The sequence below is a fragment of the Vibrio methylphosphonaticus genome (genome assembly GCF_023634655.1).
GTDB classification, from domain to species: domain Bacteria; phylum Pseudomonadota; class Gammaproteobacteria; order Enterobacterales; family Vibrionaceae; genus Vibrio; species Vibrio methylphosphonaticus.
The window spans coordinates 1-24,506 of record NZ_JAMKMS010000012.1 but is presented as its reverse complement, the minus strand read 5'-3'; the positions used below and the strand labels follow the sequence as shown (position 1 = coordinate 24,506).

Genomic DNA, 24,506 nt, shown 5'->3' with positions numbered 1-24,506 from the left:
CCTTTAGCTGTTTTTATAGAGACTTCAGCGTACCTTTTGGTAGCACTGCAGTGATGAAATCTTTCTTGATAACCACTTCGTTGTTATCGTTTAGCGCGATAGCAATGTAGTCGTTGTCTTCAGCAATCTTGGTAATTTTACCAATTAGACCACCGTTCGTTAGCACTTCGTCGCCTTTGCCCATAGATGACATTAGGTTTTTGTGCTCTTTGGTACGCTTTGCTTGTGGGCGGTAGATCATGAAGTAAAAGATCACTGCAAACATGCCAAGCATAATCAACATTTCAAAACCACCGCCTTGTGGAGCGGCTTCAGCAGCGTAAGCTGAACTAATCAAACTCATTGGAAAACATCCTCGTTAAATGTAAATACATATCCAAAATTGGGCTATCCCCTTATCTTTTCAAGAAGCAAACCGTAACTCAATGTTTCTTCGCCTATTCAGAGCACAAAAAGTGTGACCCAGCGCTAGAATTTGTTACCAGTTGCAAGGATAGCCTTAAAATTAACCAATTATTTCATATCAATTGGTATTACTTCGCGATCGCGACGTGCGTAAAACTCTTGAACAAATTCATCAAAACGGTCTTCGTCAATCGACTTACGGATACTTTCCATCAGGCGTTGATAGTAACGAAGGTTGTGAATCGTGTTCAGACGTGCACCCAAAATTTCGTTGCAGCGATCAAGATGATGCAAGTACGCTTTTGAGTAATTCTTACAAGTGTAACAATCACATTCAGGATCCAGTGGCGTAGTATCCGTTTTATGCTTCGCATTACGAATCTTGATAACGCCGCCAGTGACAAACAAGTGACCATTACGTGCATTACGCGTTGGCATAACGCAGTCGAACATATCGATACCGCGACGAACGCCCTCAACGAGATCTTCCGGTTTACCTACACCCATTAAGTAGCGAGGTTTATCTTCTGGAAGTTTTGGTGTTGTGTGCTCAAGAACACGATGCATGTCTTCTTTAGGTTCACCTACTGCTAGACCACCAACCGCATATCCGTCGAAGCCAATATTCGTTAAACCTTCAACAGAAACATCACGTAAATCTTCGTAAACACCCCCTTGAACGATACCAAACAACGAGTTCGTGTTTTCTAGCTTGTCGAAGTGATCACGAGAGCGCTGTGCCCAACGCAGTGACATTTCCATAGATTTCTTCGCTTCATCATGCGTCGCAGGATATGGCGTACACTCATCAAAGATCATCACCACATCAGAGCCAAGATCTTTTTGAATCTCCATTGACTTTTCAGCGTCCATGAAGACTTTGTCACCATTTACCGGGCTACGGAAATGGACACCTTCTTCAGTAATCTTACGCGTTGCACCTAAGCTAAATACTTGGAAACCGCCTGAATCTGTCAAGATTGGGCCGTGCCAGTTCATAAAGTCATGCAAGTCACCGTGCAGCTTCATGATTTCTTGACCAGGACGAAGCCAAAGGTGGAAAGTATTACCAAGCAAAATTTCTGCTCCAGTATCTTTCACTTCTTCCGGCGTCATGCCTTTCACTGTACCGTAAGTACCCACAGGCATAAATGCAGGTGTCTGCACTGTCCCACGTTCAAACGTTAATTGACCACGACGAGCGTGACCATTTTTCTTTTTAAGTTCGTATTGTAATTTCACGAAGCCTCCAATTCGCCAGAGACACAGTCTGACTCAATATCAAAACGCACTAACAAGCGTAGCTTGTCGCACTCGATTGCACCGACATTTCTGCCAACTGCATGATGGTAATCCTTACCTAAACTCTCACTGGCTCCTTGAGTGAAAATAAACTTGTTTTGCCGCTCGTTAATTTACTTTTTTAGTGATGAACATCGCATCACCATAACTAAAGAAACGGTATTGGTTATCCACGGCGTGCTGATATGCCGCCATCACATTGTCATAACCAGCAAATGCACTCACTAGCATGATCAAGGTCGATTCTGGCAAGTGAAAATTGGTGACTAGGCAGTCAACAACTTGATACTCATAGCCTGGGAAGATGAAAATTTCAGTATCACAAAAAAATGGCGCGAGTTCTGTCCCTTTCGCTTTCGCATCTTGGGCTGCACTTTCTAAAGAGCGCACCGATGTTGTGCCAACGGCAATCACTCTGCCACCCTTTGCTTTGGTTTCAGCAATCGCTTTAACCACTTCATCGCTCACTTCAACATATTCGGAATGCATGTGGTGATCGTGAATATTATCGACGCGAACGGGTTGAAAGGTACCCGCACCCACATGCAAAGTCACGTAAGCGAAGTTCACCCCTTTCGCTTTTATGTCGGCCAAGACTTTATCATCAAAATGAAGCCCAGCGGTTGGGGCTGCTACAGCCCCTGGTTTCTCATTGTAAACCGTTTGGTAACGCTCTTTATCAGCATCTTCATCAGGGCGATCAATATAAGGAGGTAATGGCATGTGACCGATGTCGTTTAACACTTCCAACACCGTTTTGTCCGATTGAACTTCAATTTCAAACAATGCGTCGTGTCTTGCTACCATGATAGCTTGATAATCATCGTTTTCACCAAGAAGCAGTTCTGTGCCTACTTTTGGTGATTTAGAACAACGAACATGAGCTAATAGACGCTTGTCATCAAGCATGCGCTCAACCAATACTTCCAATTTTCCGCCAGACGCTTTACGTCCAAACATTCTCGCGGGGATAACTCGAGTGTTGTTAAACACCAGTAGATCACCGGGTTGAACAAGGCTGGCAATATCAGTAAAGGTTTTATCCGCTACTTCACCGGTATTACCAGTGAGCTGTAATAATCGGCTCGCACTACGTTCAGCTGTGGGATAACGAGCGATGAGCTCATCAGGTAGCTCGAAGTGAAAATCTGAAACTTGCATAACACCCATCTTTGTTGATCTATGACATAAAGAACGAAAAATTTCGCAGCGGCTAAGTATAGGCTTACGGCATGGAATAGCAAGTTGAACAAGGGTGATCATGCTGGATTTTCGAGCAAAATATTAGTGCGTGACTGCGACTTCATTTTTGCTATCTAATTTTAATGATTCGCATCAAATAACGACCAAGTTCTCAGCTTTAATGCGTCGAAAATTCTATAGTTAAGGTAGACATTCACACTGAGTTGGAGGCCCTATATGATTAAGGTCGAAGATATGATGACCCGCAACCCTCACACCCTATTGCGGTCTCACTCTCTCGCCGATGCTAAGCACATGATGGAAGCGCTTGATATCAGGCATATCCCTATCGTTGATGCCCACAAACAACTGTTAGGCATTATTTCCCAACGCGACTTGTTCGCCGTACAAGAATCCATCTTACAACGCATTCCAAGCGACCAATCTTATACATCATCAACACCTATTAGCGACTTTATGCATGTCAATATCATGACGATTGAACCCAGAGCGGGGCTTCGTGAAAGTGCCGTGTATATGCAAAAACATAAAGTAGGCTGTTTGCCCGTGGTCAAAAAAGGAGAATTAGTGGGCATCATCACAGACAGTGACTTTGTCGCTATTGCGATTAATTTACTCGAATTGCAAGACGAAGTAGAACCAGAAGAGACAGAAGTTGAAGTGATTCAGCAAACTACCGAGCCTTCATAGTTTAACAACGTCATCTAAAACACAACAAGATGGTTGGTATATTTCTTATATACCAACCCACAATAACGATGCCTACTCGATTCTACGGCTGAGCCTCCCGAGTACTACAGCAACCCTGAAACCACATCTGCTAAGTGCATAAAAGACTCTCGCCTTGACGAACTAGGGCGCCAGACCAAGCCGATTTCTCTATGTGCTTGCTGACCTGGCGGCTCGATAACTATCAAATTCTGGTTATCTAATAACCCATGCTCAATCGCCATTTGGGGAATAAATGTGGTCCCCAAACCGTTTGCCACCATCTGTACAAGAGTGTGCAAACTCGTTGCACTAAACGGGTTGATTTTTTCTTTTTTGGTCAACTTACAAGCTGACACAGCATGCTCGGTTAAACAGTGTTCATTTTCTAGTAAGAATACCGATTCATCCGGTAGATCATCATACTTAATTGGCACTCGAATGCGATCGGCTTGAGTTCGGCTTATGACCATTTTGAACGGATCTTGCCCAACAATACAGCTCTCCATATTCCCGATTTCCATTGGTAAAGCGAGAATCAGCACATCTAACTCACCGTGTTTCAAGGCGGCTAATAAGTTGGAGGTCGTATCTTCTCTCAGTAGTAAGTTAAGCTGCGGGTAGCGAGCGTTAACCTCTTGCACTAAATCACACAATAGAAACGGCGCAATCGTTGGAATGCAACCAAGTTTGATCTGTCCTTGCATGGCGTCACCTTGGCAATAATTACCTAATTCCATTAGGTCTTGCCCTTTCGCAAGCAACTCCCTACCTTGCTTTACCACCATTTCACCCGCTTGGGTGAATACTAATGGGCTTTTCTTATCTTTTTTCTCATACAGCGGGCAACCAATGAGCTCTTCAAGGTTTTGGATACCTTTGCTCAAGGTCGATTGGCTAACAAAGCAACGCTCTGCCGCTTCACTAAAATGTCGAGTTTCATTCAGGGTTACGAGGTAGTGAATTTGTTTTAAACTGGGCCATTTGTTCATAATTATTGCCTGCTTTTAACACACTATCAAAAAAGGAATGAGTCAGATTAGCTCATCGCTTTTTTCGATTAAATCAATCTATTAATTTCGCTTTTTTCAATACTACAATGTGTACTATAGTTTGTCTCGTACAAACACGGACCAAACCGAACACGGTTTGAATTAACCTATTTTAGGAGCAAAAAAATGGTACTAGTTGGTCGTCAAGCCCCAGACTTTACTGCAGCAGCTGTTCTTGGTAACGGCGAAATCGTTGATAACTTCAACTTCGCTGAATTCACTAAAGGTAAAAAAGCAGTTGTTTTCTTCTACCCACTAGATTTCACGTTCGTTTGCCCATCTGAGCTTATCGCATTTGATAACCGTCTAGCTGATTTCCAAGCTAAAGGCGCAGAAGTTATCGGTATTTCTATCGATTCTCAGTTCTCTCACAACGCATGGCGTAACACTGCTATCGAAGATGGCGGTATCGGTCAAGTTAAGTACCCTCTAGTTGCTGATGTTAAACACGAAATCTGCAAAGCATACGACGTAGAGCACCCAGAAGCTGGCGTTGCATTCCGTGGTTCTTTCCTAATCGATGCTGACGGTCTTGTTCGTCACCAAGTAGTGAACGATCTTCCACTTGGTCGTAACATTGATGAAATGCTACGCATGGTAGACGCACTCAACTTCCACGAGAAGAATGGTGAAGTTTGTCCTGCACAATGGGAAGAAGGCAAAGCAGGTATGGACGCATCTCCAAAAGGTGTTGCAGCATTCCTATCTGAGCACGCAGAAGACCTATCTAAATAATTGAAACCTTCCGCCCCATGCTCACGGGGTTGATGGTTGGAAATAATAAAGCGGAAACCGCAGCCAATCATTGAAGAGAATTTCAGTTAGCCGAATCCAAGCCCGAGTTTTGCTCGGGCTTTTCTCATTTGTTGCCCTGTGATACCCATCTCCTGCTAGTATCTCCATCCCGAGAAGGCTATATTAATCGTCTCTTGAATTCGCGGGCTTTCCTATGACCAGTCAACTAATAACCTACCAACTTGAAGTTTGTATCGATAATATTGAGTCACTATTATACGCCGTCGAAGGCGGTGCTACTCGTATAGAGCTTTGCTCCTCTTTGGCTTTAGGTGGTCTAACTCCCAGCGCGGGATTTATGATGCAAGCCGCTAAACATAGTCAAGTTCCTGTTTATGCTATGGTTCGCCCGCGACAAGGTGACTTTCTCTATAGCGCGCCCGAAGTAGAAATAATGGCCCAAGATATCACCATTGCCGCCAATATGGGGATGGATGGCGTGGTATTGGGCCTCTTGACACAAGATGGCCGCCTAGATATCGACAACTTAACGACTTTGATTTCACAGGCGCAGCAGCTTGGCTTAGGCGTCACTTTCCATCGTGCTTTTGATCAGTGCAGCAATACGGTAGAGGCGCTTGAGCAACTTATCAATCTTGGTTGTGAAAGAGTGCTCACCTCAGGCTTAGCAAACTCCGCATTTGCCGGTATTGAATGTTTGGAAAAATTACACCAGCAAGCGAAAGGGCGCATCAGCATCATGGCAGGGGCGGGAATATCGCCAGACAACGTCGCGCACATCATCGCTAAAACAGGCATCACTGAACTTCATTTATCTGGAAAAACTACTCGACAAAGTGCGATGTCGTTCCGCGCTCCACAAGCAAAAATGGGCGCAGAAGATACTGACGACTACGTCGTGCCTGTTACGGATCAGAACACTATTAACCATACCGCCATGAAGATTCGAGCCGCCATTAACAAACCCTAGGGGCATGTTATAGCTCTGAGAATAGCCAGTGCCTGATTGTGAGGCGACTGTATTATAGTGACTATCTTTAACGAGATTTTTTCACTCTATATTCAATAACGACATACCAATGAGTCAGAGAGCACATTACGATGCTAAACAATAATTTCTATAACATTGACCTAAACTTACTTCGTACATTTATTGTTCTCATGCAAGAAAAAAACATGCGTAAAGCCTCTGAACGGTTATTTGTTTCGCAACCCGCGATAAGTCAAACCGTGCAGAAGCTCAGAGACCACTTTGATGACGAGCTATTTGTAAAGGTAAGAAACGGTATAGCACCAACACCCTTTGCTATAAACTTGGAACGTGTCATCAGCCCCCACCTCAATAATCTAGAGCTAGCATTGGGGAAGCTCAATGAGTTTTCACCTGAAGAGTTATCAGGAACCATGAAGATAGCCCTCTCCCCTCATATCCTTTCTACTATTACTGGAACATTGTTTACAGCACTACGTCACGATGCACCCAATCTCGATATTGAGTTGGTTAATTGGGGAATCAGCACCAGTGACGATGTCTTAAAGGGGGATGTATTTTATGGTGTTCATTACGATTTAGATGGCATTTCGAAAGAAATAGCGCGAAACCGATTAACAGAAATTGAAGGCCGAGCCATTGTTAGGCAAGAGCACCCCGTAACTGAAAGCACTACAACACCACAGTCTTTTGATGGCGTTGAGATTGCCTCTCAGTTACTACCCGGTTTTAACGATAACGTCTGCCTTGCCGCCAATATTCTCAATTCACTGGGTTGTAAGACTCGCGTAGGGTTTCGTTCTGAAGTCTTGCTTGCCCTCATTGATGTCGTGCGTAACACCGATCTCGTCCTACCTCATTCCAACCTATTTCCAATCAAGAATTTTCCAGAACTACGCTCCATTGCCATTCAGATTAATAACACCATCCCACGCTACAGTCTTTATAGTTACACCCACACTAAAGACAGAAACTCACCTACTAGAAAATGGTTAGACTCAGTGCTGATTGACGCGATTGAGCGGCAGATACTAATAAATACTGACTAACCCTCCTCAATACCCCCGGGAGTCGTTCCCTTCGGTGCTTTCCTACATCCTTCTTATGACAGTCATAAGCAATACTAGTTAGTCTCTAATTATTCATAGATTTACACTAAGCCGCATCTTCTATTTAAGTCAACGGAACGACGAGAAGTTAACTCCTATTTACTTATATGGTTAAGATTACGATGAATAAAGCTCTATTAGTTACTAGTTTACTCGCAGTTCCTTTCCTGACCAATGCTCATACGATTCAAGTGTCCCCAGAGCTAAAAATTGGCGCATACCGCGGCGTGGGCCTTCAAGTTGGTTTGCCAAATACATTGGGATTTGATGCGGTCTTCTTTGACTATGGGCAAACTCGCTACGCCAGTAATATCTATGATGAAAAACTACATAGTTACCGAATCGGACTACAACAAATGTTTGGTCAAGCCGCGGTTCATGGTTTTCAGGTCAGTATTGGTGGTGTGCAGTACGATGGAAGCAAAAGAGAAGAGAGCCGCAGTGCAACTGGTGTTAGCATTGGTGCCAATTACGTTTACCAAATTACGGATAATTTAGGGGTAAGAACAGGACTGGATATCAATGTATTCGATAACCAACAAACCTATATCCCAGCCGACATTCTATCAAACTGGAATTTAGGCTTCATCCTGCGTTTCTAGCGTTGCGACTATCGCCACCTCTAGCTCATAATATGGGCTAGAGGCTAAAAACTATCCGTTAAATTATAACCATCATGAGTTAAGTAAGTCGTCAATGCTCTGCTCACCAAGGTGGCGAACGTCCTTGCCTTTCACAAAGTAAATAATGTACTCACAAATATTCTGACAACGGTCACCGACTCTCTCAATTGCTCTCGCTGACCACATCACTTGTAATACGCTTGGAATATTCTTCGGGTTTTCCATCATGTACGTCATTAACTGACGAATCACAGCTTCATATTCAGCATCGAGTTTATCATCCAGTTTATACGCTTCAGCTGCAGCATCGACATCCATACGCGCAAACGCATCAAGTACTTGGTGCAACATACTGATCGCTTGACGGCACAATGGCTCTAGGGAAACATGAAAGCTCTGCTCATTGGTGGAAGGCGTTTCAATCGCCACTCTGGCAATACGTGCAGCAACATCTCCAATTCGCTCTAAATCAGTAATCGTTTTGATTATAGCCATCACTAGACGCAGATCTTTTGCTGTCGGTTGACGTTTAGCGATGATACGGGTGCATGCTTCATCAATCGATACTTCCATGGCATTCACTTTATGATCGTCATGAACCACTTTTTTAGCCAAGTCAATATCGTCCGTATGCAGCGCCTGCAATGCGAACGAGAGTTGTTGCTCCACCAGCCCTCCCATTGTGAGAACGTGAGTACGGATGGATTCAAGCTCCGCATTAAACTGACCTGAAATATGACGACCAAAGTGCATGTGTGTAGTGTTCCCTTATCCGTAACGACCAGTGATATAGTCTTCTGTTTGTTTTTGCAACGGTGATGTAAAAATGGAATCGGTATCCGAGTACTCTACCAGCTTTCCTAAATGAATAAACGCGGTATGATCACTAACCCTCGCCGCTTGTTGCATATTATGAGTCACCATCACGACCGTATACTTTCTTTTTAAATCGTTGATCAGCTCTTCAATAGTCAGGGTTGAAATCGGGTCAAGCGCAGAAGTCGGTTCATCAAGCAATAATACTTCTGGCTCAATTGCGATGGCACGAGCAATGACTAACCGCTGCTGCTGCCCTCCAGATAAACCGAACGCATTTTCATGCAGGCGATCTTTCACCTCATCCCATAGCGCAGCTGCCCTTAACGAACGCTCAACAGCATCGTCTAAGTTACGACTGTTTCGCACTCCCTGCAAACGTAAACCATAGACAACATTTTCATAAATCGATTTAGGAAAAGGGTTAGGGCGTTGAAATACCATCCCTACTCGCCTTCTCAGTGTTGCAACATCGACTTTAGGGTGATAAATATTGTTGCCGTGCAGTCGCACATCTCCCTGTACGGTGCAGCCTTCAACCAAATCATTCATGCGATTCATACAGCGCAGTAGCGTCGACTTTCCACACCCAGATGGGCCGATAAACGCTGTCACTTGTCCTTTAGGGATTCGCATCGATACATCATGCAATGCCTGTGTACTGCGGTAGAACAAGTTTAGATTCTCTATTTCAAGAGCCGTTTGATCATCGGTGAGATCATTGACGTCAAGTGGTGTGGGATAACCTAAAGTTTGGTTGATAGAAAACATCGTTAATCTTGCCCTAGCGTTCGGTATTTTTCTCTTAAATTATTACGAATAGCAATTGCCGTTAAATTCAACCCAACAACCACTGTCACCAATAAAAAAGAGGTGGCGTAAACCAGCGGACGTGCCGCCTCAATATTGGAAGTTTGAAAACCAATATCATAAATATGAAAGCCCAAATGCATGAACTTTCGTTCTAAGTGCAAAAATGGGAATTGAGCATCAACGGGTAAACTCGACGCCAATTTCACTACCCCAACTAACATTAAAGGGGCAACTTCACCTGCTGCCCGAGCAACAGCGAGTATCAATCCTGTAATAATAGCAGGACTAGCCATAGGCAACACAATTCGCCAAATCGTCTCAAACTGCGTCGCTCCCAATGCTAGCGAGCCGTGCCTTGCTGAGATTGGGATCCGGTTTAACCCTTCTTCCGTAGTTACAATAACCACAGGTAGTGTGAGTATCGCGAGAGTCAATGCCGACCATAGCAGGCCCGGTGTACCAAATGTTGGTGCCGGCAGACGCTCTGCGTAAAACAGCGAGTCGATTGACCCTCCAATCGTATAAACGAAAAAGCCAAGGCCAAAAACCCCATATACAATAGAAGGTACACCAGCGAGATTAATGACGCCTACGCGAATCAATCGAGTTAGCCAATTATTTTCGGCATATTCATGCAAATACAGCGCAACGATAACGCCAAGTGGCATCACCAATACAGACATTATCAAGACCAATAAAACCGTACCAAAAATAGCGGGAAATACGCCGCCTTCAGAGTTAGATTCTCGTGGCTCGTCCGATAAAAATTTCCAAACTTGTCCACCCCAGTGAACCAATTTTTCAGACAATGACATCTGATTGGGATACCAAAAATCGACAATACGACTTAGCGGGATTTCGACGCTCTCCCCTTTCATATCCGTCACAACTAAAACTTGGCTATTTAAGGATTTTCTTAATGCGTCTAGTTCCAATTCATGCTGCGCAAGTTGCTGTTGAATTATCACTTTTTGCTGTTCATATTTCGTAGAAGCGTCTTCGGTTAATGCACCATTTAACGCATCTCTACGCTGTTTTAACCGCATGGACTCCAGTTGATGACCTAAACCTCGAATCTTGCGCTCTATGATCGTATCAATATCTTGTCGAGTCTGCTGAGCGTCTATCAAAGCTTGCTCAAGTCGCGGCGAAATATCTGACACGACGACACCATCAACAGTATTAAACGCGGTAATTTCACCAAAAAAATTGCCGCCTCTTGAACGCTCAATAACAACAAGTTCTGCTGGGGTCTGTTGTTGATAGAGTTCGGGCTGAAGCACCGATAAAAAATCCATTCCATAGAGATCTCGGTTGGCTATTTTTATACTCAAACGCTTCACTTTACCGGATTCGACTATCGATGCTGGCAAAATGTCACTAGCGTTCGGTATGGCATGCGTCGAGACCCATGTTTCCGAATACACTTGCCCGATTAAGCGCTCGCCATTGATATCTTGCCATTGATATAAAGGGGCTGGCCAAAAATACGCTAACCCTTTCCAGCCTATCAGTAATAATAGGCCCAATACCGAGATCAAACTGATACTCACCGCACCGCCAGTAAGCCAGACCCACGGGGCCCCAGACTTAAACCACTTAAACATAGAGTGCTTCCTTACTCTGCTTACAGTGCACTGTATTTATCTCTCAATCGTTGTCGCACCCATTCGGCCATAGAGTTCACCACAAATGTAAAGCTAAACAAAATCAGCGCGATTAAAAACAGTAACCTATAGTGAGTGCTGCCTACATCAGACTCGGGTAACTCTACCGCCATCGTGGCAGAGAGAGTTCTCATTCCTTCAAAAATATTCCAGTCCAAAATAGGAGTATTCCCCGTTGCCATCAGAACAATCATGGTCTCTCCTACCGCTCGCCCTAATCCCATCATCACGGCGGAAAATATCCCAGGGCTCGCGGTCAACAGCACTACATATAATAAGGTTTGCCACTGCGTTGCCCCTAATGCTAGAGAACCATCACATAAGTGCTTTGGCACGGAAAAAATAGCGTCCTCGGCGATGGTAAAGATCGTCGGTATTACGGCAAAGCCCATTGCAAATCCAACAACTAAGGCATTGCGCTGGTCATAATCGATACCATGCTGAGCTAAGTAGACTCTGACATCCCCACCAAACAACCATACCTCCATGTCATAGGAATAGGTCATCATTAGATAAATGGCGGCTATGATGACAGGAATTAGGGTAAAAGGGTGTAAGCCACTCGGTAACTTTGTCGTTAGCTTTCTTGGGATTAAATACCAGACAACGCCAGTCGCCAAGGATAACAATGGTAAAGAGATAAGCAGCATCATGACAGCTGGCAAATGACTTTCAACGATGGGGGCAAACCACAATCCAGCAAGGAAACCAATAATGACGGTTGGAAGCGCCTCCATCAGCTCAATGGTTGGTTTGACGACTTTACGCATACTTGACGACATGAAGTAAGCGGTATAAATCGCACCGAATATTGCAATAGGCACGGCAAATAGCATGGCAAACCCGGCGGCTTTAAGCGTACCGAACGCAATAGGAACCAAGCTGAATTTTGCTTCAAAGTCATCATTGGCAGCAGTGGTCTGCCACACAAATTCTGGCTCAGGGTAACTTTCATACCATACTTTGCCCCACAGAGCGCTCCACGAAATTTCTGGATGATTGTTCTCTATTTTTACGACATGTAGCGCATCATCAATCAATAACGCGGCATAGCGATTATTACTTGATAATGTAATGCTGTGTATATCGCCACTAGGGAGCGGTATGCTTGAAAGGGCTTTTTCACTCGTTGTGTAGTGTCCTTCCAATTCACCATTAGCCAGTTGAACATAGAAACCTTTACTCAAGGTTTCCGGAAGTACTCGTTCGATAGGCGCTGAAATATCAAACGAGCGAATGGGTGTCAACGTTCGCTCTCTATCGGCCAACACATCAAACCACTGCCAGATCTGTTGGTTTTGATACTGAATCAGCAAAGAATACGCGCCAGAAAGCAGTTCCATACTCATCACTGGTGATTGGGAAACGACGGACAAATCCACCACTTCTCTCACTACTAATTCTCTATCCTGCAACACTAATACATACAACTCATTCGCTGCTCGCGCATACACAACTTCGGCACTAGGCGTTAATAGGACTTGCTCAATCTCAGGAAGAGCAAAGGACGTTGTGATGATGCTATTTTGTATTTCAGCTTGATTATCAAATCGATTTAAAGACGTCGCAACCGCTGTCTGTTCCGTTGCAGTAGCGCCAATCGCCAATGCATCTTTTATAAGGTGAACTCGCCCTAACCGATCAAGAGTAACAAAAGAGATCATGTTGTTATTCAGCGCCGCTGACACTAATTCTATCGGTTGTTGATCTGTGGTCGCTGTGATCCACGCCTTCTCATTTTGCTTATGTGGCGCTAGCGTATCGTTATTTCCATCTTGAATAATAGAAGGTTCAAAAGCGGTCAGTTCATTGCTATTACGAGTCAAAGTTAACAGTTTAGATGAGACGGTGACGGTATGATTATCATCGGCATATCGCTCTGTCGTGCTCTTTCCTGTTGCCAAAGACTGCTGGGTAACCAACCCGTCTTGGGTATAGAAACGCACATTCTCAGCATTATCATCAACAACCGACGCTATAATAGGGGGATTGAGAGTCATTGGTACAGGCTGTGACCACGTACTGGTCGCCCCGGAAAAAATAGGGAGTGTGACAAAAGCTAAGTAAACAAAAATAAAGATCAATCCGGCAAGTACACTAAGACCGCCAAACGAGACGATCCCACGCGCAAGCCGATCTTGAATCTGACGTTTACGATCTTTGGTATGCAATGAAAAGCTGGCGTTTGCCATAATTTACATTCTATCTCTTGATGATGTTTGAGGCTCTAAGGGGAGTCCGTCCCACGTTAGATTATGGGATAAAATACAAGCTTGCACGAAATGCCTCAACATAATATGTCGTTTACGTGACAATTATATTACACAGCTTCTAAGGTACTGAAAATCATAAACTGTCATCGGTTTTCTTAGAACTTCCATAAAAATGTCACATATGCCAACTAAGGTGCACGGTTTATATTTTATTATCCCGCCCTATCAAGGGCACTAACAATGGTTGATCCTATGAGTGCAGATAAATTCTATGTTGAAAAGGAACTGAGCTGGTTATCATTTAACGAGCGAGTCCTACAAGAGGCGGCTGATAAAACCGTCCCACTGATAGAACGGATCCGCTTTCTAGGTATTTTCTCCAATAATCTTGACGAGTTCTATAAAGTTCGATTCTCAGATGTCAAACGTCGCATTTTGATCAATCAAGAAAGTGGCAATAATGATAAGTCCAAACGCCTTCTCTCTAAGATGCAGAGTAAGGCACGTAAGCTAAATCTTAAATTTGATGAGCTCTACAATGAACTTATTTTAGAAATGGCACGTCGGCGTATTTTCCTCGTCAACGAAACTCAACTGACTGAAATTCAAATAAAGTGGATTCAAAAGTACTTCCAGAAAAAAGTACTCTCTCACCTCACACCATTGTTGCTTAAAGATGACATTGACGTTTTACAGTTTTTGAAGGATGAGTACGCCTATATTGGGGTGGATATAAAAAAAGGGGAGAGATCGCAATATGCCTTACTCGAGATCCCGACCGATCATCTCCCTCGTTTTGTAATGGTGCCCGAGCAAAAAGGCGAACGCCGAAAGACCATTATTTTACTCGACAATATCATCCGTTATTGTCTGGATGACATCTTCCGCGGCTTTTTTGATTTTGACGAACTAAATGGTTATTCGATCAAAATGACGCGCGACGCCGAATATGATCTAAGCCACGAAATAGAACACAGCCTACTCGAACAGATGTCTGAAGGTGTGAATCAACGCCTAAGCGCAATGCCTGTCCGCTTTGTCTATGAAAAAGGCATGCCCGACACAATGCTAACCTATCTTTGTGAAAAGCTTGGCATTTCTAATTACGACAGTTTAATTGGAGGCAGCCGTTATCATAATTTTAAAGACTTCATTAGCTTCCCTAATGTGGGGCGTGACTACCTAGAAAATAAGCCATTACCTCCGTTGCGATGTGCCGATTTCGATGGTTATGACAATCAATTTGACGCCATCCGCGCACAAGATATCTTACTTCACTTTCCGTACCACTCATTTGGACATGTCACTGAACTGGTTCGTCAGGCTTCTTTTGACCCGAAAGTACGAAGCATCAAAATTAACATTTACCGCGTCGCTAAAGATTCGCGCTTAATGAACTCTCTCATTGATGCGATCCACAATGGCAAGAACGTCACTGTGGTGGTAGAGCTGCAAGCCCGCTTTGATGAAGAAGCGAATATTGAATGGTCAAAAGTTCTCACCGATAACGGCGTCCAAGTAATCTTCGGTGCTCCGGGGCTAAAAATACACTCAAAGTTACTGCTCATTAGCCGTCTAGAAGAAGGCAAGATGGTACGTTATGCCCATATTGGCACCGGTAATTTCCATGAAAAGAACGCGCGTTTCTACACCGATTTCTCGCTACTGACCGCCGACCAAGGCATTGTTGATGAAGTCAGAAATGTCTTCGGTTATATTGAAAACCCTTATCGTCCGGTCAAATTTGAACAACTCATTGTTTCTCCGCGCAACTCTCGCAACAAACTCTACCAACTCATCGACAATGAAATAGCTAATGCACAGGCAGGACAAAAAGCGCGCTTAACACTAAAGCTTAACAACTTGGCTGATAAAGGGCTGATCAACAAACTCTATTTGGCAAGCCAAGCAGGCGTAAAAATCAATATGATAGTTCGGGGAATGTGTTCCTTAGTTCCTGGACTAGAAGGGATAAGTGACAATATCACCATAATTAGTATCGTTGATCGTTTCCTTGAGCACCCGCGAGTACTTATCGCTCATAATAATGGCGATACGAAAGTATTTATTTCATCCGCCGATTGGATGACCAGAAATATTGACCATCGTATTGAGGTCGCTACTCCGGTAAAGGATGAGCGTCTAAAACAACGCATTATCGACATTATCAATATCCACTTCACCGACACCGTCAAAGCTCGCCGTATCGACAAAGAGATGAGTAACAGTTATGTTTCACGTGGCAACAAAAAGAAAGTACGTTCGCAAATTGCTATTTACGACTATCTTAAACACGTAGAGAAACAAACAAAAAAAACCAATAAGCAACGGTTAGAAGATGAGTTTGAACAGCATAGACACCAATAAGCAAGTCGCTGCCATCGATTTAGGGTCCAATAGCTTCCACATGGTGGTTGCAAAAGTTGTCGACCAAGATTTACAGATTGTCAGCCGGCATAAACAACGGGTTCGCCTCGCGTTGGGGCTAGATCCTGAAAATAATCTCGACAATGACGCGATTGAGCGAGGACTAGAGTGCCTCGCTATGTTTGCAGAAAGACTTCATGGCTTCGATATTGCTAACGTCCGTATTGCAGCCACACACACCTTACGCATCGCTAACAACAGTGCCGCTTTTCTTCAGCGAGCTAAAGAGGTACTCCCTTTCTCGATTGAAATTATCCCAGGCGAAGAAGAGGCTCGACTTATTTATACTGGTGTTGCGCACACCCAGACTGAGTCTAGTTCAAAGCTCGTTGTTGATATAGGCGGCGGGAGCACTGAACTCATTGTTGGCGAAACCTTTCAACCCACTTTGCTTAATAGCACGCAAATGGGGTGCGTCAGTTACACTAAAAAGTACTTTAACAACGGTAAACTCTCTTCTAAAAATTTCTCGAAAGCCATTTTATCTGCTCAGCAGCGTCTAGAAGCTCTAGCTCCGCGCTATAGAAAGTTAGGTTGGGAAATAGCTTTCGGCTCATCTGGCACTATTAAGGCAATTAAGGAGGTGTTAGTTGGCATGGGTTACGATGATGGAGTCATCACCCTTAAGCGCCTACACAAGTTGATTGATAAGCTCTGTGATTACGATTCTATAGCTGAGGTATCGCTTTCCGGTCTTACCCCTGAAAGACAACCCGTTTTTGCCGCTGGCGTCGCAATCTTAACCGCCATTTTTGACAGTCTATCCTTAGATGAAATGCATTTTTCAACGGGCGCTCTACGGGAAGGGCTACTCTATGAAATGGATGACCAACTGCAACGCGCAGACATACGTATGCGTACAGCAGAAAACCTCGCCAAGAAGCATTTTGTCGATATGGTACATGCTAATAACGTCCGAATCCAAGCTCGAGATTTTTTGTATCAACTTCACGATACTTTCAACTTGAAAAAGAAAAGTAAACTTTACAGCCTAATCGAATGGGGGGCTTTGCTTCATGAAGTAGGACTTAGTATTAGTTATCAAGGCTTCCATCGTCACTCTAATTATGTACTTAGATACACTGCGATGCCTGGCTTTAACAGTGAAGAGCAACTCGTGCTCGCAACATTAGCTCGCTTCCAACGAAAACAGCTAAAACTACAAGAGTTACCTGAGTTCTCCTTGTATAAGAAAAAGCACTTAGAAGTACTTATCCGCGTACTAAGGCTCTCCATTATCCTTAATGGTCAAAGAAGTGACGAGCCTAAACCAACGATGCGGTTAATTGTCCAAGACAATGGAAACTGGGTACTGTCGAGCACAGAGGAAGACTGGCTAATAAACAACAAACTACTTCATGCTGACCTGCAGAGCGAACAAACCTATTGGCAAATGGTTGGTTGGACACTCACTTTATCGTAACGCTAACATTTTTGATGATGCTCTCATTCCGAGTAGGGAGCGTAAGGCTTAGAAGGACTGGCAGCATTACTTAACCAGTACGTGACCGGCGTTCATCCGCTGTTGTTAAGCGCTATAGCTCTGGATCGAGTTTTAACCCCACTTTCGCCAGCTCATGTTCAACAAACTGCCTAGTTAGAGGCACATAACCATCTTTTTCTACAATACGCTGCCCCTCATGAGAATATATATAACGAATATACGCTTCTTCTATTGGCTCCAGAGGTTTATTAGGGTTTTTATTTACATAAATGTATAAATAACGTGACAGCGGATAATCCCCAGACAAGACATGCTCTTGCAAAGGGAGAACATACCTATTCCCATGACTCGCAATGGGGACAAGCCTCACTCCAGAAACTTGATAACCAATACCAGAATAACCGATAGTATTCACCGATGAAGCGACCGATTGCGCGACCGAAGCTGAGCCTGGTTGTTCATTGACATTTCGCTTGAAGTCACCGCCACACAATGCGTTCTCTTTAAAGAAACCGTAAGTTCCTGACACCGAGTTACGACCAAACATCTGAATTGCTCGTTGATTCCAACTACTCTCAACGCCTAATTCTGACCATGTCTGCACACTGGCTAATCCTCCACATCGTAATGTGGCTGAAAAAATGCTATCAAGCTGCTCAAAGTTGAGACCTTTAATAGGGTTGTCCTTATGAACAAAAATCCCTATCGCATCAATTGCAACGCTAAGTGCCGTTGGCTTATAGCCATATTCTCTCTCAAAAGCACTGACCTCCTGTAACCTCATTGCTCGGCTCATAGGACCAAACTGCGCAGTTCCTTCAGCAAGAGCTGGAGGAGCAGTCGATGAACCCGATGCTTGGATTTGAGCATTTACATTGGGATAGATCGTCTTAAACTCTTCTAACCATAGGGTTGTCATTCCAGATAAGGTATCGGAGCCCACCGAAGACAAGTTTCCCGATACACCTGGTATTTTTTGATAGTGCGGCAGCTCAGCAGCTGCCGCACCAAGTGAAGTCAGCACCAAGCTAACCCACAGGGTGATACGTGGAGTGTTAAACATTAACTGACAACCAATCGTTCGGGCAGAATAAAGGAGAATTTACTCCCCACATTCACTTCAGAATGGATTTCCAAATGAGAGTCATGGTGCGACAAGGCATGTTTTACGATCGCCAAGCCTAATCCACTACCACCAGTATCCCGTGAACGAGCCTTATCCACTCGGTAAAAGCGCTCGGTCAGTCGATGCAAATGCTGGGCTTCTATACCATCCCCAGTATCCTCAACATCTAAACAGGCACCTTGTGAAGACTGATACCAACGGACGGTTACGCCTGCACCTGGCGGTGTATATTTAACCGCATTGTAGACAAGATTAGAAATAGCACTACGCAACTGATCCTCGTCGCCAAACACCCGCAAGCGATTATCAATATCAAACTTAATAACGTGACCGTCATCGCCACTCAAACTGACCGCTTCTTTCTCAAGGATATCTAGCATCGCAGGTACATTAACCACTTCATCTAATTCATGCATCGGAGCCGCTTCGATCTTAGAAAGGGTGAGTAGCTGATTAACTAAGCTGTTCATACGATTCAGTTGTTCTGTCATCACTCCATGTGCTTTTGTCCACATCGGCCCAACGATCATGTCAGGGTCTTCTGTCATCTCAAGGTAACCTTGCAATACCGTCATCGGAGTACGCAGTTCATGAGACACATTCGCAAAAAAGTTGCGACGCATGCCTTCGAGCTGCTTCAACTGACTGACATCACGCACAACCATAAGATGCTCACCTTCGGTATAAGGTACGATACGCAATTCCAGCATCCGCTCCACATTCAAAGGTGAAGGCATTTCTAAGGGTTCAGAAAAGTCGTTTTTATTAAGGTACTTTATAAAATCTGGTGTGCGAATTAGATTTGAAATGGGCTGACCTGAATCGCCAGGCCATCGAAAACCAAGTAAGTGTTGCGCTAATTTGTTACACCAAACTATGTTACCTTCGCTGCGGAAAACCACAACAGCATCCGGTAAGGATTCCGCCCCGTTTTTAAATCGGCGAATCAGGTTTGTCAGCTCTTTGCGCTTTCGTCTTTGTCGCTGTTGCAAACGGTAAATACCATTAAATAACAGCTCCCAATTCCCTGTTCCCGATGGTGGTGTTAGGCGCTTTTCATCCCAAAGCCATGCCGATAAGCGCAGCTGATTATGCAGATGCCAAACTAACTGCATCACCGTCGCGGCAAGCAGTAACCAAGGCATATAACCAAATACCCACCCAACCACAATCCAAGGGGTGTAAAAAAAAGCCAGCTCCCAAGCTAGCTTTTTCCATGTTAAACGTTCAACCATCTACCTCTCCGGTTCAATACTAGCCTTTGGTTGAAAATCGATAGCCAGCACCTCGTACTGTTTGAATCAGCTTATCATGTCCGGCCGACTCTAATGCTTTACGCAAACGACGAATATGTACGTCTACTGTGCGGTCTTCCACGTAAACGTTCGTACCCCACACGTTATTAAGTAGCTGCTCACGACTATAGACACGTTCTTGATGGGTCATAAAGAAGTGCAGCATCTTAAACTCAGTCGGTCCCATATCTAATGGTTGGTCGTTGGCCGTTACTCGATGGGAAACCGGATCCAATTTCAAACCTTGAACATCAATCACGTCTTCCAACGCCGTAGGGGTAACTCGACGGATGACCGCTTTTAAACGTGCAACCAATTCTTTAGGAGAAAACGGCTTCGTAATGTAGTCATCCGCACCAACTTCAAGACCACGGACTTTGTCTTCTTCCTCGCCACGAGCAGTCAGCATCACAACAGGAATATTGCGAGTTAACTCTTCTCGCTTCATATGCTTGATAAAATTAATGCCAGAACCACCTGGTAACATCCAATCTAGAAGCACTAAGTCGGGGAATGGTTCAGCCAATTTGTTGACTGCTGTATCGTAATCTTCAGCTTCTACGGCTTGATAGCCTTTTTGCTCCAATACAAAGCACAACATCTCACGAATTGGTGCTTCATCCTCAACAACCAGGATCCTTCTAGACATAACGGCGTAACCTTATGGAATCTAATCAACTGCATGCATTATCAGTAATTATTATGACACTTTTGTGACCATTGAAAACAATTTTTCATATAAGTTTCGCACAAATCCCATTGTCAGAATCAATATTTAGGCTAAGACATTCGGGTCAAAATTGCCTATGATGTGCAGCGTTCAATTATTAATGTGAGAGTAATATGTGGTTTAAAAACTGTTTGGTCTATCGTTTCAACAAGGAACTTGAATTTAACGCTGATAAGCTAGAACAGCAGCTTGAAGAGTTTCGTTTCACGCCCTGTGGCAGTCAGGACAAACAAAAGTTTGGCTGGGTTACAGCACTAGGCAAACATGGCGACATGATGACTCATGTATCTGAAGACCGTATTTTGCTTTGCGCTAAGAAAGAAGAAAAAATGTTACCGGCATCAGTGATCAAGGAATCATTGAGTAACAAGGTAGACATGCTCGAAACACAAGAGGGTCGTCCACTTAAGAAAAAAGAAAAAGACGACCTGAAAGAAGACATTATTATTGATTTACTGCCGCGTGCATTTAGCCGAAGCAACCTCACCTATATGGTTATCATGCCAAAAGATGGCTTCATTATTGTTGACTCAAGTAGCTTTAAAAAAGCAGAAGATGTGATAGCGCTACTTCGAAAAACGATGGGCAGCCTTCCTGTTGTGCCAGCCTTCCCAGAACAGCCAATAGAAAATACGCTGACGGAATGGGTAAAAACCGCAAGTACACCTGCAGGTTTTAATATGCTAGACGAAGCAGAACTTAAATCGGTACTCGAAGACGGCGGTATCATCCGATGCAAAAAGCAAGAGCTATCTAGTGATGAAATTCTTGGGCATATAGAAGCAAACAAATTTGTCACCAAGCTCGCGCTTAACTGGCAAGAACGCATTGAATTTATTTTTGCTGACGATGGCAGCATTAAGCGCTTGAAGTTTAGTGACGAACTCAAAGACCAAAACGAAGATATCCCTAGAGAAGATGCTGCTGCACGAATCGACGCTGACTTTTCTCTATTATGTGGTGAATTAAGTACGTTTTTACCCGACTTGTATAAAGCATTTGGCGGCTTACCACAGCAATAATCCTTTCTAATCAATGCCCGGCTAGTCCGGGCATATTTCTGCACTTGGAATACCCACACTTTTAGCGTAGAATTTGCGCCCCTTAGTACCATCAGGTGGTACTTCCCTGACTTATAATCAGAATAGAGATTTTAGCAATGTTTACTCCAGAACTCTTATCCCCTGCCGGTAGCCTCAAGAATATGCGTTATGCATTCGCCTATGGGGCCGATGCCGTTTATGCAGGTCAACCTCGATATAGTCTTCGTGTTCGTAACAACGAGTTTAACCATGAAAACCTTCAAATAGGTATTAACGAAGCCCATGAACTTGGTAAACAATTCTATGTGGTATGTAATATTCAACCACATAACTCTAAGCTAAAAACCTTTATTCGCGATTTAAAACCTGTTGTTGAAATGGGCCCAGATGCACTTATCATGTCAGATCCAGGTCTTATCATGATGGTACGTGAAGCATTCCCCGATATGGCGATTCATTTATCCGTGCAAGCAAATGCCGTAAACTGGGCAACCGTAAAATTTTGGGCTGCAAACGGCGTCGAACGCGTTATCGTCTCTCGTGAATTATCGCTTGAGGAAATTGAAGAGATTCGTGAACATTGTCCTGAAACAGAGCTCGAAGTCTTTGTTCACGGTGCACTTTGTATGGCGTACTCTGGTCGTTGTCTATTATCTGGCTATATCAACAAGCGCGATCCCAATCAAGGGACTTGCACCAATGCTTGCCGTTGGGAATACAATGTTGAAAAAGGTAAAGAAAACGACGCTGGTCAAATTGTCGAAGAATTCGATCCCAACAGCGCAAGTGCTATCGAAGTTCAAGATGAGCGTCCTGATAATACTCTAGGCTTAGGAAAACCCACTGACGAAGTGGTACTTCTTTCTGAAAGTCACCGCCCTGATGAGAAAATGGCAGCCTTCGAAGACGAGCATGGTACTTATATCATGAACTCAAAAGATCTTCGTGCTATTCAACATGTCGAGCGACTGACCAAAATGGGTGTTCACTCTCTAAAAATTGAAGGCCGCACAAAATCATTCTACTATTGCGCAAGAACCGCTCAGGTTTATCGTAAAGCGATTGATGATGCTGTTGCTGGTAAACCATTTGATGAGACATTAATGGGCACTCTAGAGAGTCTGGCACATCGTGGTTATACCGAAGGCTTCTTACGTCGCCACACTCACGATAGCTATCAAAATTACGACTACGGTTACTCAGTTTCTGATGCTCAGCAGTTTGTTGGAGAGTTTACAGGCAAACGTCGTGGCGTTTTGGCGGAAGTTGAAGTTAAGAACAAGTTTCTCGTCGGTGACAGTTTAGAAATTATGACTCCTCAGGGTAACGTAATTTTTAAACTAGAGATCATGGAAAACCGTAAGTCAGAAGTTATCGACGATGCAAAGGGTAATGGTCACTTTGTCTTCATTCCAGTTCCAGAGGATATGGAACTAGATTTCGCATTGCTTATGCGCAATCTAAATGCTGGCCAGGATACTCGTAACCCTACAGGCAAATAATATGGCTCTGTTAATTACAGGAAAATGCATAAACTGCGACATGTGTGACCCAGAGTGTCCGAATGAAGCAATAGCGATGGGTGCGGAGATTTATGAAATCGACCCAGCCCTATGTACTGAATGTAAAGGCCATTACGATAAACCGACATGCCAATCGGTTTGTCCTATAACGAACTGTATCATCACAGATCCAAATAACCTGGAAACAGAAGATGAGCTTTTAGAAAAGTTCGTCATCATTCAAGGTATGGCCTAAAGAAAAAGCCTCCAGCTCGGAGGCTTTTTTTATCCTGATTTTTCAATAGGAAACACATTACAGTACAGCTCTTTTTCGTATTGTATTTCCAATTTTTTACGCCAATTTTCGGCAGAATTAATGGGGATTAAATAAAACTTTTCCCTACTAGTATCGGTAACAAAAGCGATACCATGCTGCATCAGTTCGTAGTGAATATCATTGATAAACCCCAATGTGAAACCTTGACGACCAGAAAGCTGGTTTATGTCCTCTCTCGTCAAGATCACTCCCTCTTTTTCTGAAGAAAACCTCTCCCTCAGCCAACGGGAAAATTGCCGTGCTGAAATCATAGTCATAACGGTATTCCTTACCTAAACTCTAAAAGTCTCGCAACCAAAGGAAAACAGCAAAGTAGCTCAAGCCGAGACAGAAAGGCTAATGACAGATAACTAATCCACTGAATTACTGATAAATATAGTCAAGTAAAAGTCACTTCTCCAGTCCCAAAAATGAGAGACCTAGCATTCCTTTATTTGTGACAAGTATCTATAACGATAAACTAGGAGGGAGTTAGCCAAGGTCAAGTTCACATTTGCAATTAACGAATTGCGCCAAGAAATATAACGATATATCAATAGGTTACTGAGCATAATGAGGTTATTGGACAGAGTGAATCGAAAAAGAAGAATATCGAACAAAAAGCCTTCAAAAAAGGAGGGATGAGATCTTTTATTACGCTACTTTAAAAGTATAAATGAAAAAGGCCCTGACCTAAGTCAGAGCCTTGAAGATGGCAGGGGTGGAGAGATTCGAACTCCCAACACGCGGATTTGGAATCCGCTGCTCTGCCAATTGGAGCTACACCCCTGTAGTTGTTTTAAAGACTTAACTTTGTCTAAATAAATGGCGGAGTGGACGGGACTCGAACCCGCGACCCCCGGCGTGACAGGCCGGTATTCTAACCAACTGAACTACCACTCCGCAGTGTCTATTCAGCATAATGCTATTTCTTGTTCTCATCTTTCATTAAAAAGATAACAACG

22 protein-coding genes and 2 tRNA genes are annotated in these 24,506 nt (G+C 43.8%); 10 read left to right on the top strand and 14 right to left on the bottom strand.

The genetic code is table 11. The annotated features are described in order from the left end of the window. Positions 1-13: 13 nt before the first annotated feature. The 3 genes from yajC to queA form a co-directional block, all read right to left on the bottom strand. On the bottom strand, positions 14-343 hold the full coding sequence (gene yajC / locus M9196_RS14605) for a preprotein translocase subunit YajC (RefSeq protein ID WP_102471057.1): 330 nt from the start codon (positions 341-343) through the stop codon (positions 14-16). A 170-nt stretch (positions 344-513) separates the two neighbouring features. Further along, entirely contained in the window at positions 514-1,647 is a 1,134-nt protein-coding gene (tgt, locus tag M9196_RS14600; protein WP_250618266.1) for a tRNA guanosine(34) transglycosylase Tgt, read from the bottom strand. A gap of 168 nt (positions 1,648-1,815) precedes the next feature. Then, positions 1,816-2,868 (bottom strand): tRNA preQ1(34) S-adenosylmethionine ribosyltransferase-isomerase QueA, encoded by a 1,053-nt coding sequence (queA, locus tag M9196_RS14595; RefSeq protein ID WP_250618265.1) that lies wholly within the window; start codon positions 2,866-2,868, stop codon positions 1,816-1,818. Between the two features lie 258 nt (positions 2,869-3,126). Here queA and M9196_RS14590 point away from each other — a divergent pair, with 258 nt between their 5' ends. After that, positions 3,127-3,600 (top strand): CBS domain-containing protein, encoded by a 474-nt coding sequence (locus M9196_RS14590; RefSeq protein ID WP_250618264.1) that lies wholly within the window; start codon positions 3,127-3,129, stop codon positions 3,598-3,600. 104 nt (positions 3,601-3,704) lie between these two features. Here M9196_RS14590 and M9196_RS14585 read toward each other — a convergent pair whose 3' ends face one another. After that, positions 3,705-4,610, bottom strand: a complete 906-nt coding sequence (locus M9196_RS14585) for a hydrogen peroxide-inducible genes activator (protein WP_102471061.1) — start codon at positions 4,608-4,610, stop codon at positions 3,705-3,707. A 186-nt stretch (positions 4,611-4,796) separates the two neighbouring features. Here M9196_RS14585 and M9196_RS14580 point away from each other — a divergent pair, with 186 nt between their 5' ends. The 4 genes from M9196_RS14580 to M9196_RS14565 all read left to right on the top strand — a co-directional run bounded on the left by M9196_RS14580 (position 4,797) and on the right by M9196_RS14565 (position 8,128). Next, positions 4,797-5,405, top strand: a complete 609-nt coding sequence (locus M9196_RS14580) for a peroxiredoxin C (protein ID WP_250618263.1) — start codon at positions 4,797-4,799, stop codon at positions 5,403-5,405. 229 nt (positions 5,406-5,634) lie between these two features. Continuing rightward, positions 5,635-6,396 (top strand): copper homeostasis protein CutC, encoded by a 762-nt coding sequence (locus M9196_RS14575; RefSeq protein WP_250618385.1) that lies wholly within the window; start codon positions 5,635-5,637, stop codon positions 6,394-6,396. A gap of 131 nt (positions 6,397-6,527) precedes the next feature. Next, a complete protein-coding gene (locus M9196_RS14570) occupies positions 6,528-7,466 on the top strand; it encodes a LysR family transcriptional regulator (RefSeq protein WP_250618262.1) in 939 nt (312 codons plus the stop codon). Positions 7,467-7,648: 182 nt separating this feature from the next. Next, a complete protein-coding gene (locus tag M9196_RS14565; protein ID WP_250618261.1) occupies positions 7,649-8,128 on the top strand; it encodes a hypothetical protein in 480 nt (159 codons plus the stop codon). Positions 8,129-8,200: 72 nt separating this feature from the next. Here the strand turns inward: M9196_RS14565 and phoU are convergent, their stop codons facing one another. From phoU to M9196_RS14545, 4 genes are read right to left on the bottom strand one after another with little or no spacing between them, the layout of a single operon-like run. Beyond that, a complete protein-coding gene (gene phoU / locus M9196_RS14560) occupies positions 8,201-8,902 on the bottom strand; it encodes a phosphate signaling complex protein PhoU (RefSeq protein WP_250618260.1) in 702 nt (233 codons plus the stop codon). Between the two features lie 15 nt (positions 8,903-8,917). Next, positions 8,918-9,736 carry a phosphate ABC transporter ATP-binding protein PstB gene (pstB, locus tag M9196_RS14555; protein WP_250618259.1) on the bottom strand — a complete coding sequence of 273 codons (819 nt, stop codon included), beginning with the start codon at positions 9,734-9,736 and terminating at the stop codon, positions 8,918-8,920. 2 nt (positions 9,737-9,738) lie between these two features. Beyond that, complete coding sequence (gene pstA, locus M9196_RS14550; protein ID WP_250618258.1) at positions 9,739-11,385, bottom strand: phosphate ABC transporter permease PstA; 1,647 nt, start codon at positions 11,383-11,385, stop codon at positions 9,739-9,741. Between the two features lie 20 nt (positions 11,386-11,405). Beyond that, complete coding sequence (locus M9196_RS14545; protein WP_250618257.1) at positions 11,406-13,637, bottom strand: ABC transporter permease subunit; 2,232 nt, start codon at positions 13,635-13,637, stop codon at positions 11,406-11,408. A 273-nt stretch (positions 13,638-13,910) separates the two neighbouring features. Between M9196_RS14545 and ppk1 the strand changes: the two genes are divergently transcribed. Both ppk1 and ppx read left to right on the top strand, forming a co-directional pair. After that, entirely contained in the window at positions 13,911-16,025 is a 2,115-nt protein-coding gene (ppk1, locus tag M9196_RS14540) for a polyphosphate kinase 1 (protein ID WP_250618256.1), read from the top strand. Then, positions 15,997-17,508, top strand: a complete 1,512-nt coding sequence (gene ppx / locus M9196_RS14535) for an exopolyphosphatase (protein ID WP_250618255.1) — start codon at positions 15,997-15,999, stop codon at positions 17,506-17,508. Before ppk1 ends, ppx begins: the two co-directional genes overlap by 29 nt. 112 nt (positions 17,509-17,620) lie before the next feature. Here ppx and M9196_RS14530 read toward each other — a convergent pair whose 3' ends face one another. From M9196_RS14530 to phoB, 3 genes are read right to left on the bottom strand one after another with little or no spacing between them, the layout of a single operon-like run. Further along, positions 17,621-18,592, bottom strand: coding sequence for a PstS family phosphate ABC transporter substrate-binding protein (locus M9196_RS14530; protein WP_250618254.1), 972 nt, complete (start codon positions 18,590-18,592; stop codon positions 17,621-17,623). Then, positions 18,592-19,890 (bottom strand): phosphate regulon sensor histidine kinase PhoR, encoded by a 1,299-nt coding sequence (gene phoR / locus M9196_RS14525; protein ID WP_250618253.1) that lies wholly within the window; start codon positions 19,888-19,890, stop codon positions 18,592-18,594. Before phoR ends, M9196_RS14530 begins: the two co-directional genes overlap by 1 nt. Positions 19,891-19,909: 19 nt before the next feature. Next, positions 19,910-20,599 carry a phosphate regulon transcriptional regulator PhoB gene (gene phoB / locus M9196_RS14520; protein WP_042500693.1) on the bottom strand — a complete coding sequence of 230 codons (690 nt, stop codon included), beginning with the start codon at positions 20,597-20,599 and terminating at the stop codon, positions 19,910-19,912. 194 nt (positions 20,600-20,793) lie between these two features. Between phoB and rdgC the strand changes: the two genes are divergently transcribed. The 3 genes from rdgC to M9196_RS14505 all read left to right on the top strand — a co-directional run bounded on the left by rdgC (position 20,794) and on the right by M9196_RS14505 (position 23,481). After that, a complete protein-coding gene (rdgC, locus tag M9196_RS14515) occupies positions 20,794-21,702 on the top strand; it encodes a recombination-associated protein RdgC (protein WP_250618252.1) in 909 nt (302 codons plus the stop codon). A gap of 137 nt (positions 21,703-21,839) precedes the next feature. Further along, positions 21,840-23,225 (top strand): prephenate-dependent tRNA uridine(34) hydroxylase TrhP, encoded by a 1,386-nt coding sequence (gene trhP / locus M9196_RS14510; RefSeq protein ID WP_250618251.1) that lies wholly within the window; start codon positions 21,840-21,842, stop codon positions 23,223-23,225. Position 23,226: 1 nt separating this feature from the next. Continuing rightward, the gene (locus tag M9196_RS14505; protein ID WP_250618250.1) at positions 23,227-23,481 is read left to right on the top strand and encodes a YfhL family 4Fe-4S dicluster ferredoxin; all 255 of its coding nucleotides are present in this window, start codon (positions 23,227-23,229) and stop codon (positions 23,479-23,481) included. 29 nt (positions 23,482-23,510) lie between these two features. On the opposite strand, the gene M9196_RS14500 is transcribed toward M9196_RS14505, so the two are convergent. The 3 genes from M9196_RS14500 to M9196_RS14490 form a co-directional block, all read right to left on the bottom strand. Next, positions 23,511-23,819 carry a hypothetical protein gene (locus tag M9196_RS14500; RefSeq protein ID WP_250618249.1) on the bottom strand — a complete coding sequence of 103 codons (309 nt, stop codon included), beginning with the start codon at positions 23,817-23,819 and terminating at the stop codon, positions 23,511-23,513. A gap of 435 nt (positions 23,820-24,254) precedes the next feature. Next, positions 24,255-24,331: transfer RNA gene (locus M9196_RS14495), tRNA-Trp, on the bottom strand. A gap of 36 nt (positions 24,332-24,367) precedes the next feature. Beyond that, positions 24,368-24,444: transfer RNA gene (locus tag M9196_RS14490), tRNA-Asp, on the bottom strand. Positions 24,445-24,506 lie beyond the last annotated feature (62 nt).

What these genes read in the sequence shown, in the direction of transcription:
- yajC (WP_102471057.1), bottom strand. Translation starts at nt 343, where the DNA reads ATGAGTTTGATTAGTTCAGCTTACGCTGCTGAAGCCGCTCCACAAGGC.
- queA (WP_250618265.1), bottom strand. Translation starts at nt 2,868, where the DNA reads ATGCAAGTTTCAGATTTTCACTTCGAGCTACCTGATGAGCTCATCGCT.
- M9196_RS14590 (WP_250618264.1), top strand. Translation starts at nt 3,127, where the DNA reads ATGATTAAGGTCGAAGATATGATGACCCGCAACCCTCACACCCTATTG.
- M9196_RS14585 (WP_102471061.1), bottom strand. Translation starts at nt 4,610, where the DNA reads ATGAACAAATGGCCCAGTTTAAAACAAATTCACTACCTCGTAACCCTG.
- M9196_RS14580 (WP_250618263.1), top strand. Translation starts at nt 4,797, where the DNA reads ATGGTACTAGTTGGTCGTCAAGCCCCAGACTTTACTGCAGCAGCTGTT.
- M9196_RS14570 (WP_250618262.1), top strand. Translation starts at nt 6,528, where the DNA reads ATGCTAAACAATAATTTCTATAACATTGACCTAAACTTACTTCGTACA.
- M9196_RS14565 (WP_250618261.1), top strand. Translation starts at nt 7,649, where the DNA reads ATGAATAAAGCTCTATTAGTTACTAGTTTACTCGCAGTTCCTTTCCTG.
- phoU (WP_250618260.1), bottom strand. Translation starts at nt 8,902, where the DNA reads ATGCACTTTGGTCGTCATATTTCAGGTCAGTTTAATGCGGAGCTTGAA.
- pstB (WP_250618259.1), bottom strand. Translation starts at nt 9,736, where the DNA reads ATGTTTTCTATCAACCAAACTTTAGGTTATCCCACACCACTTGACGTC.
- pstA (WP_250618258.1), bottom strand. Translation starts at nt 11,385, where the DNA reads ATGTTTAAGTGGTTTAAGTCTGGGGCCCCGTGGGTCTGGCTTACTGGC.
- M9196_RS14545 (WP_250618257.1), bottom strand. Translation starts at nt 13,637, where the DNA reads ATGGCAAACGCCAGCTTTTCATTGCATACCAAAGATCGTAAACGTCAG.
- ppk1 (WP_250618256.1), top strand. Translation starts at nt 13,911, where the DNA reads ATGAGTGCAGATAAATTCTATGTTGAAAAGGAACTGAGCTGGTTATCA.
- ppx (WP_250618255.1), top strand. Translation starts at nt 15,997, where the DNA reads ATGAGTTTGAACAGCATAGACACCAATAAGCAAGTCGCTGCCATCGAT.
- M9196_RS14530 (WP_250618254.1), bottom strand. Translation starts at nt 18,592, where the DNA reads ATGTTTAACACTCCACGTATCACCCTGTGGGTTAGCTTGGTGCTGACT.
- phoR (WP_250618253.1), bottom strand. Translation starts at nt 19,890, where the DNA reads ATGGTTGAACGTTTAACATGGAAAAAGCTAGCTTGGGAGCTGGCTTTT.
- phoB (WP_042500693.1), bottom strand. Translation starts at nt 20,599, where the DNA reads ATGTCTAGAAGGATCCTGGTTGTTGAGGATGAAGCACCAATTCGTGAG.
- rdgC (WP_250618252.1), top strand. Translation starts at nt 20,794, where the DNA reads ATGTGGTTTAAAAACTGTTTGGTCTATCGTTTCAACAAGGAACTTGAA.
- trhP (WP_250618251.1), top strand. Translation starts at nt 21,840, where the DNA reads ATGTTTACTCCAGAACTCTTATCCCCTGCCGGTAGCCTCAAGAATATG.
- M9196_RS14505 (WP_250618250.1), top strand. Translation starts at nt 23,227, where the DNA reads ATGGCTCTGTTAATTACAGGAAAATGCATAAACTGCGACATGTGTGAC.
- M9196_RS14500 (WP_250618249.1), bottom strand. Translation starts at nt 23,819, where the DNA reads ATGACTATGATTTCAGCACGGCAATTTTCCCGTTGGCTGAGGGAGAGG.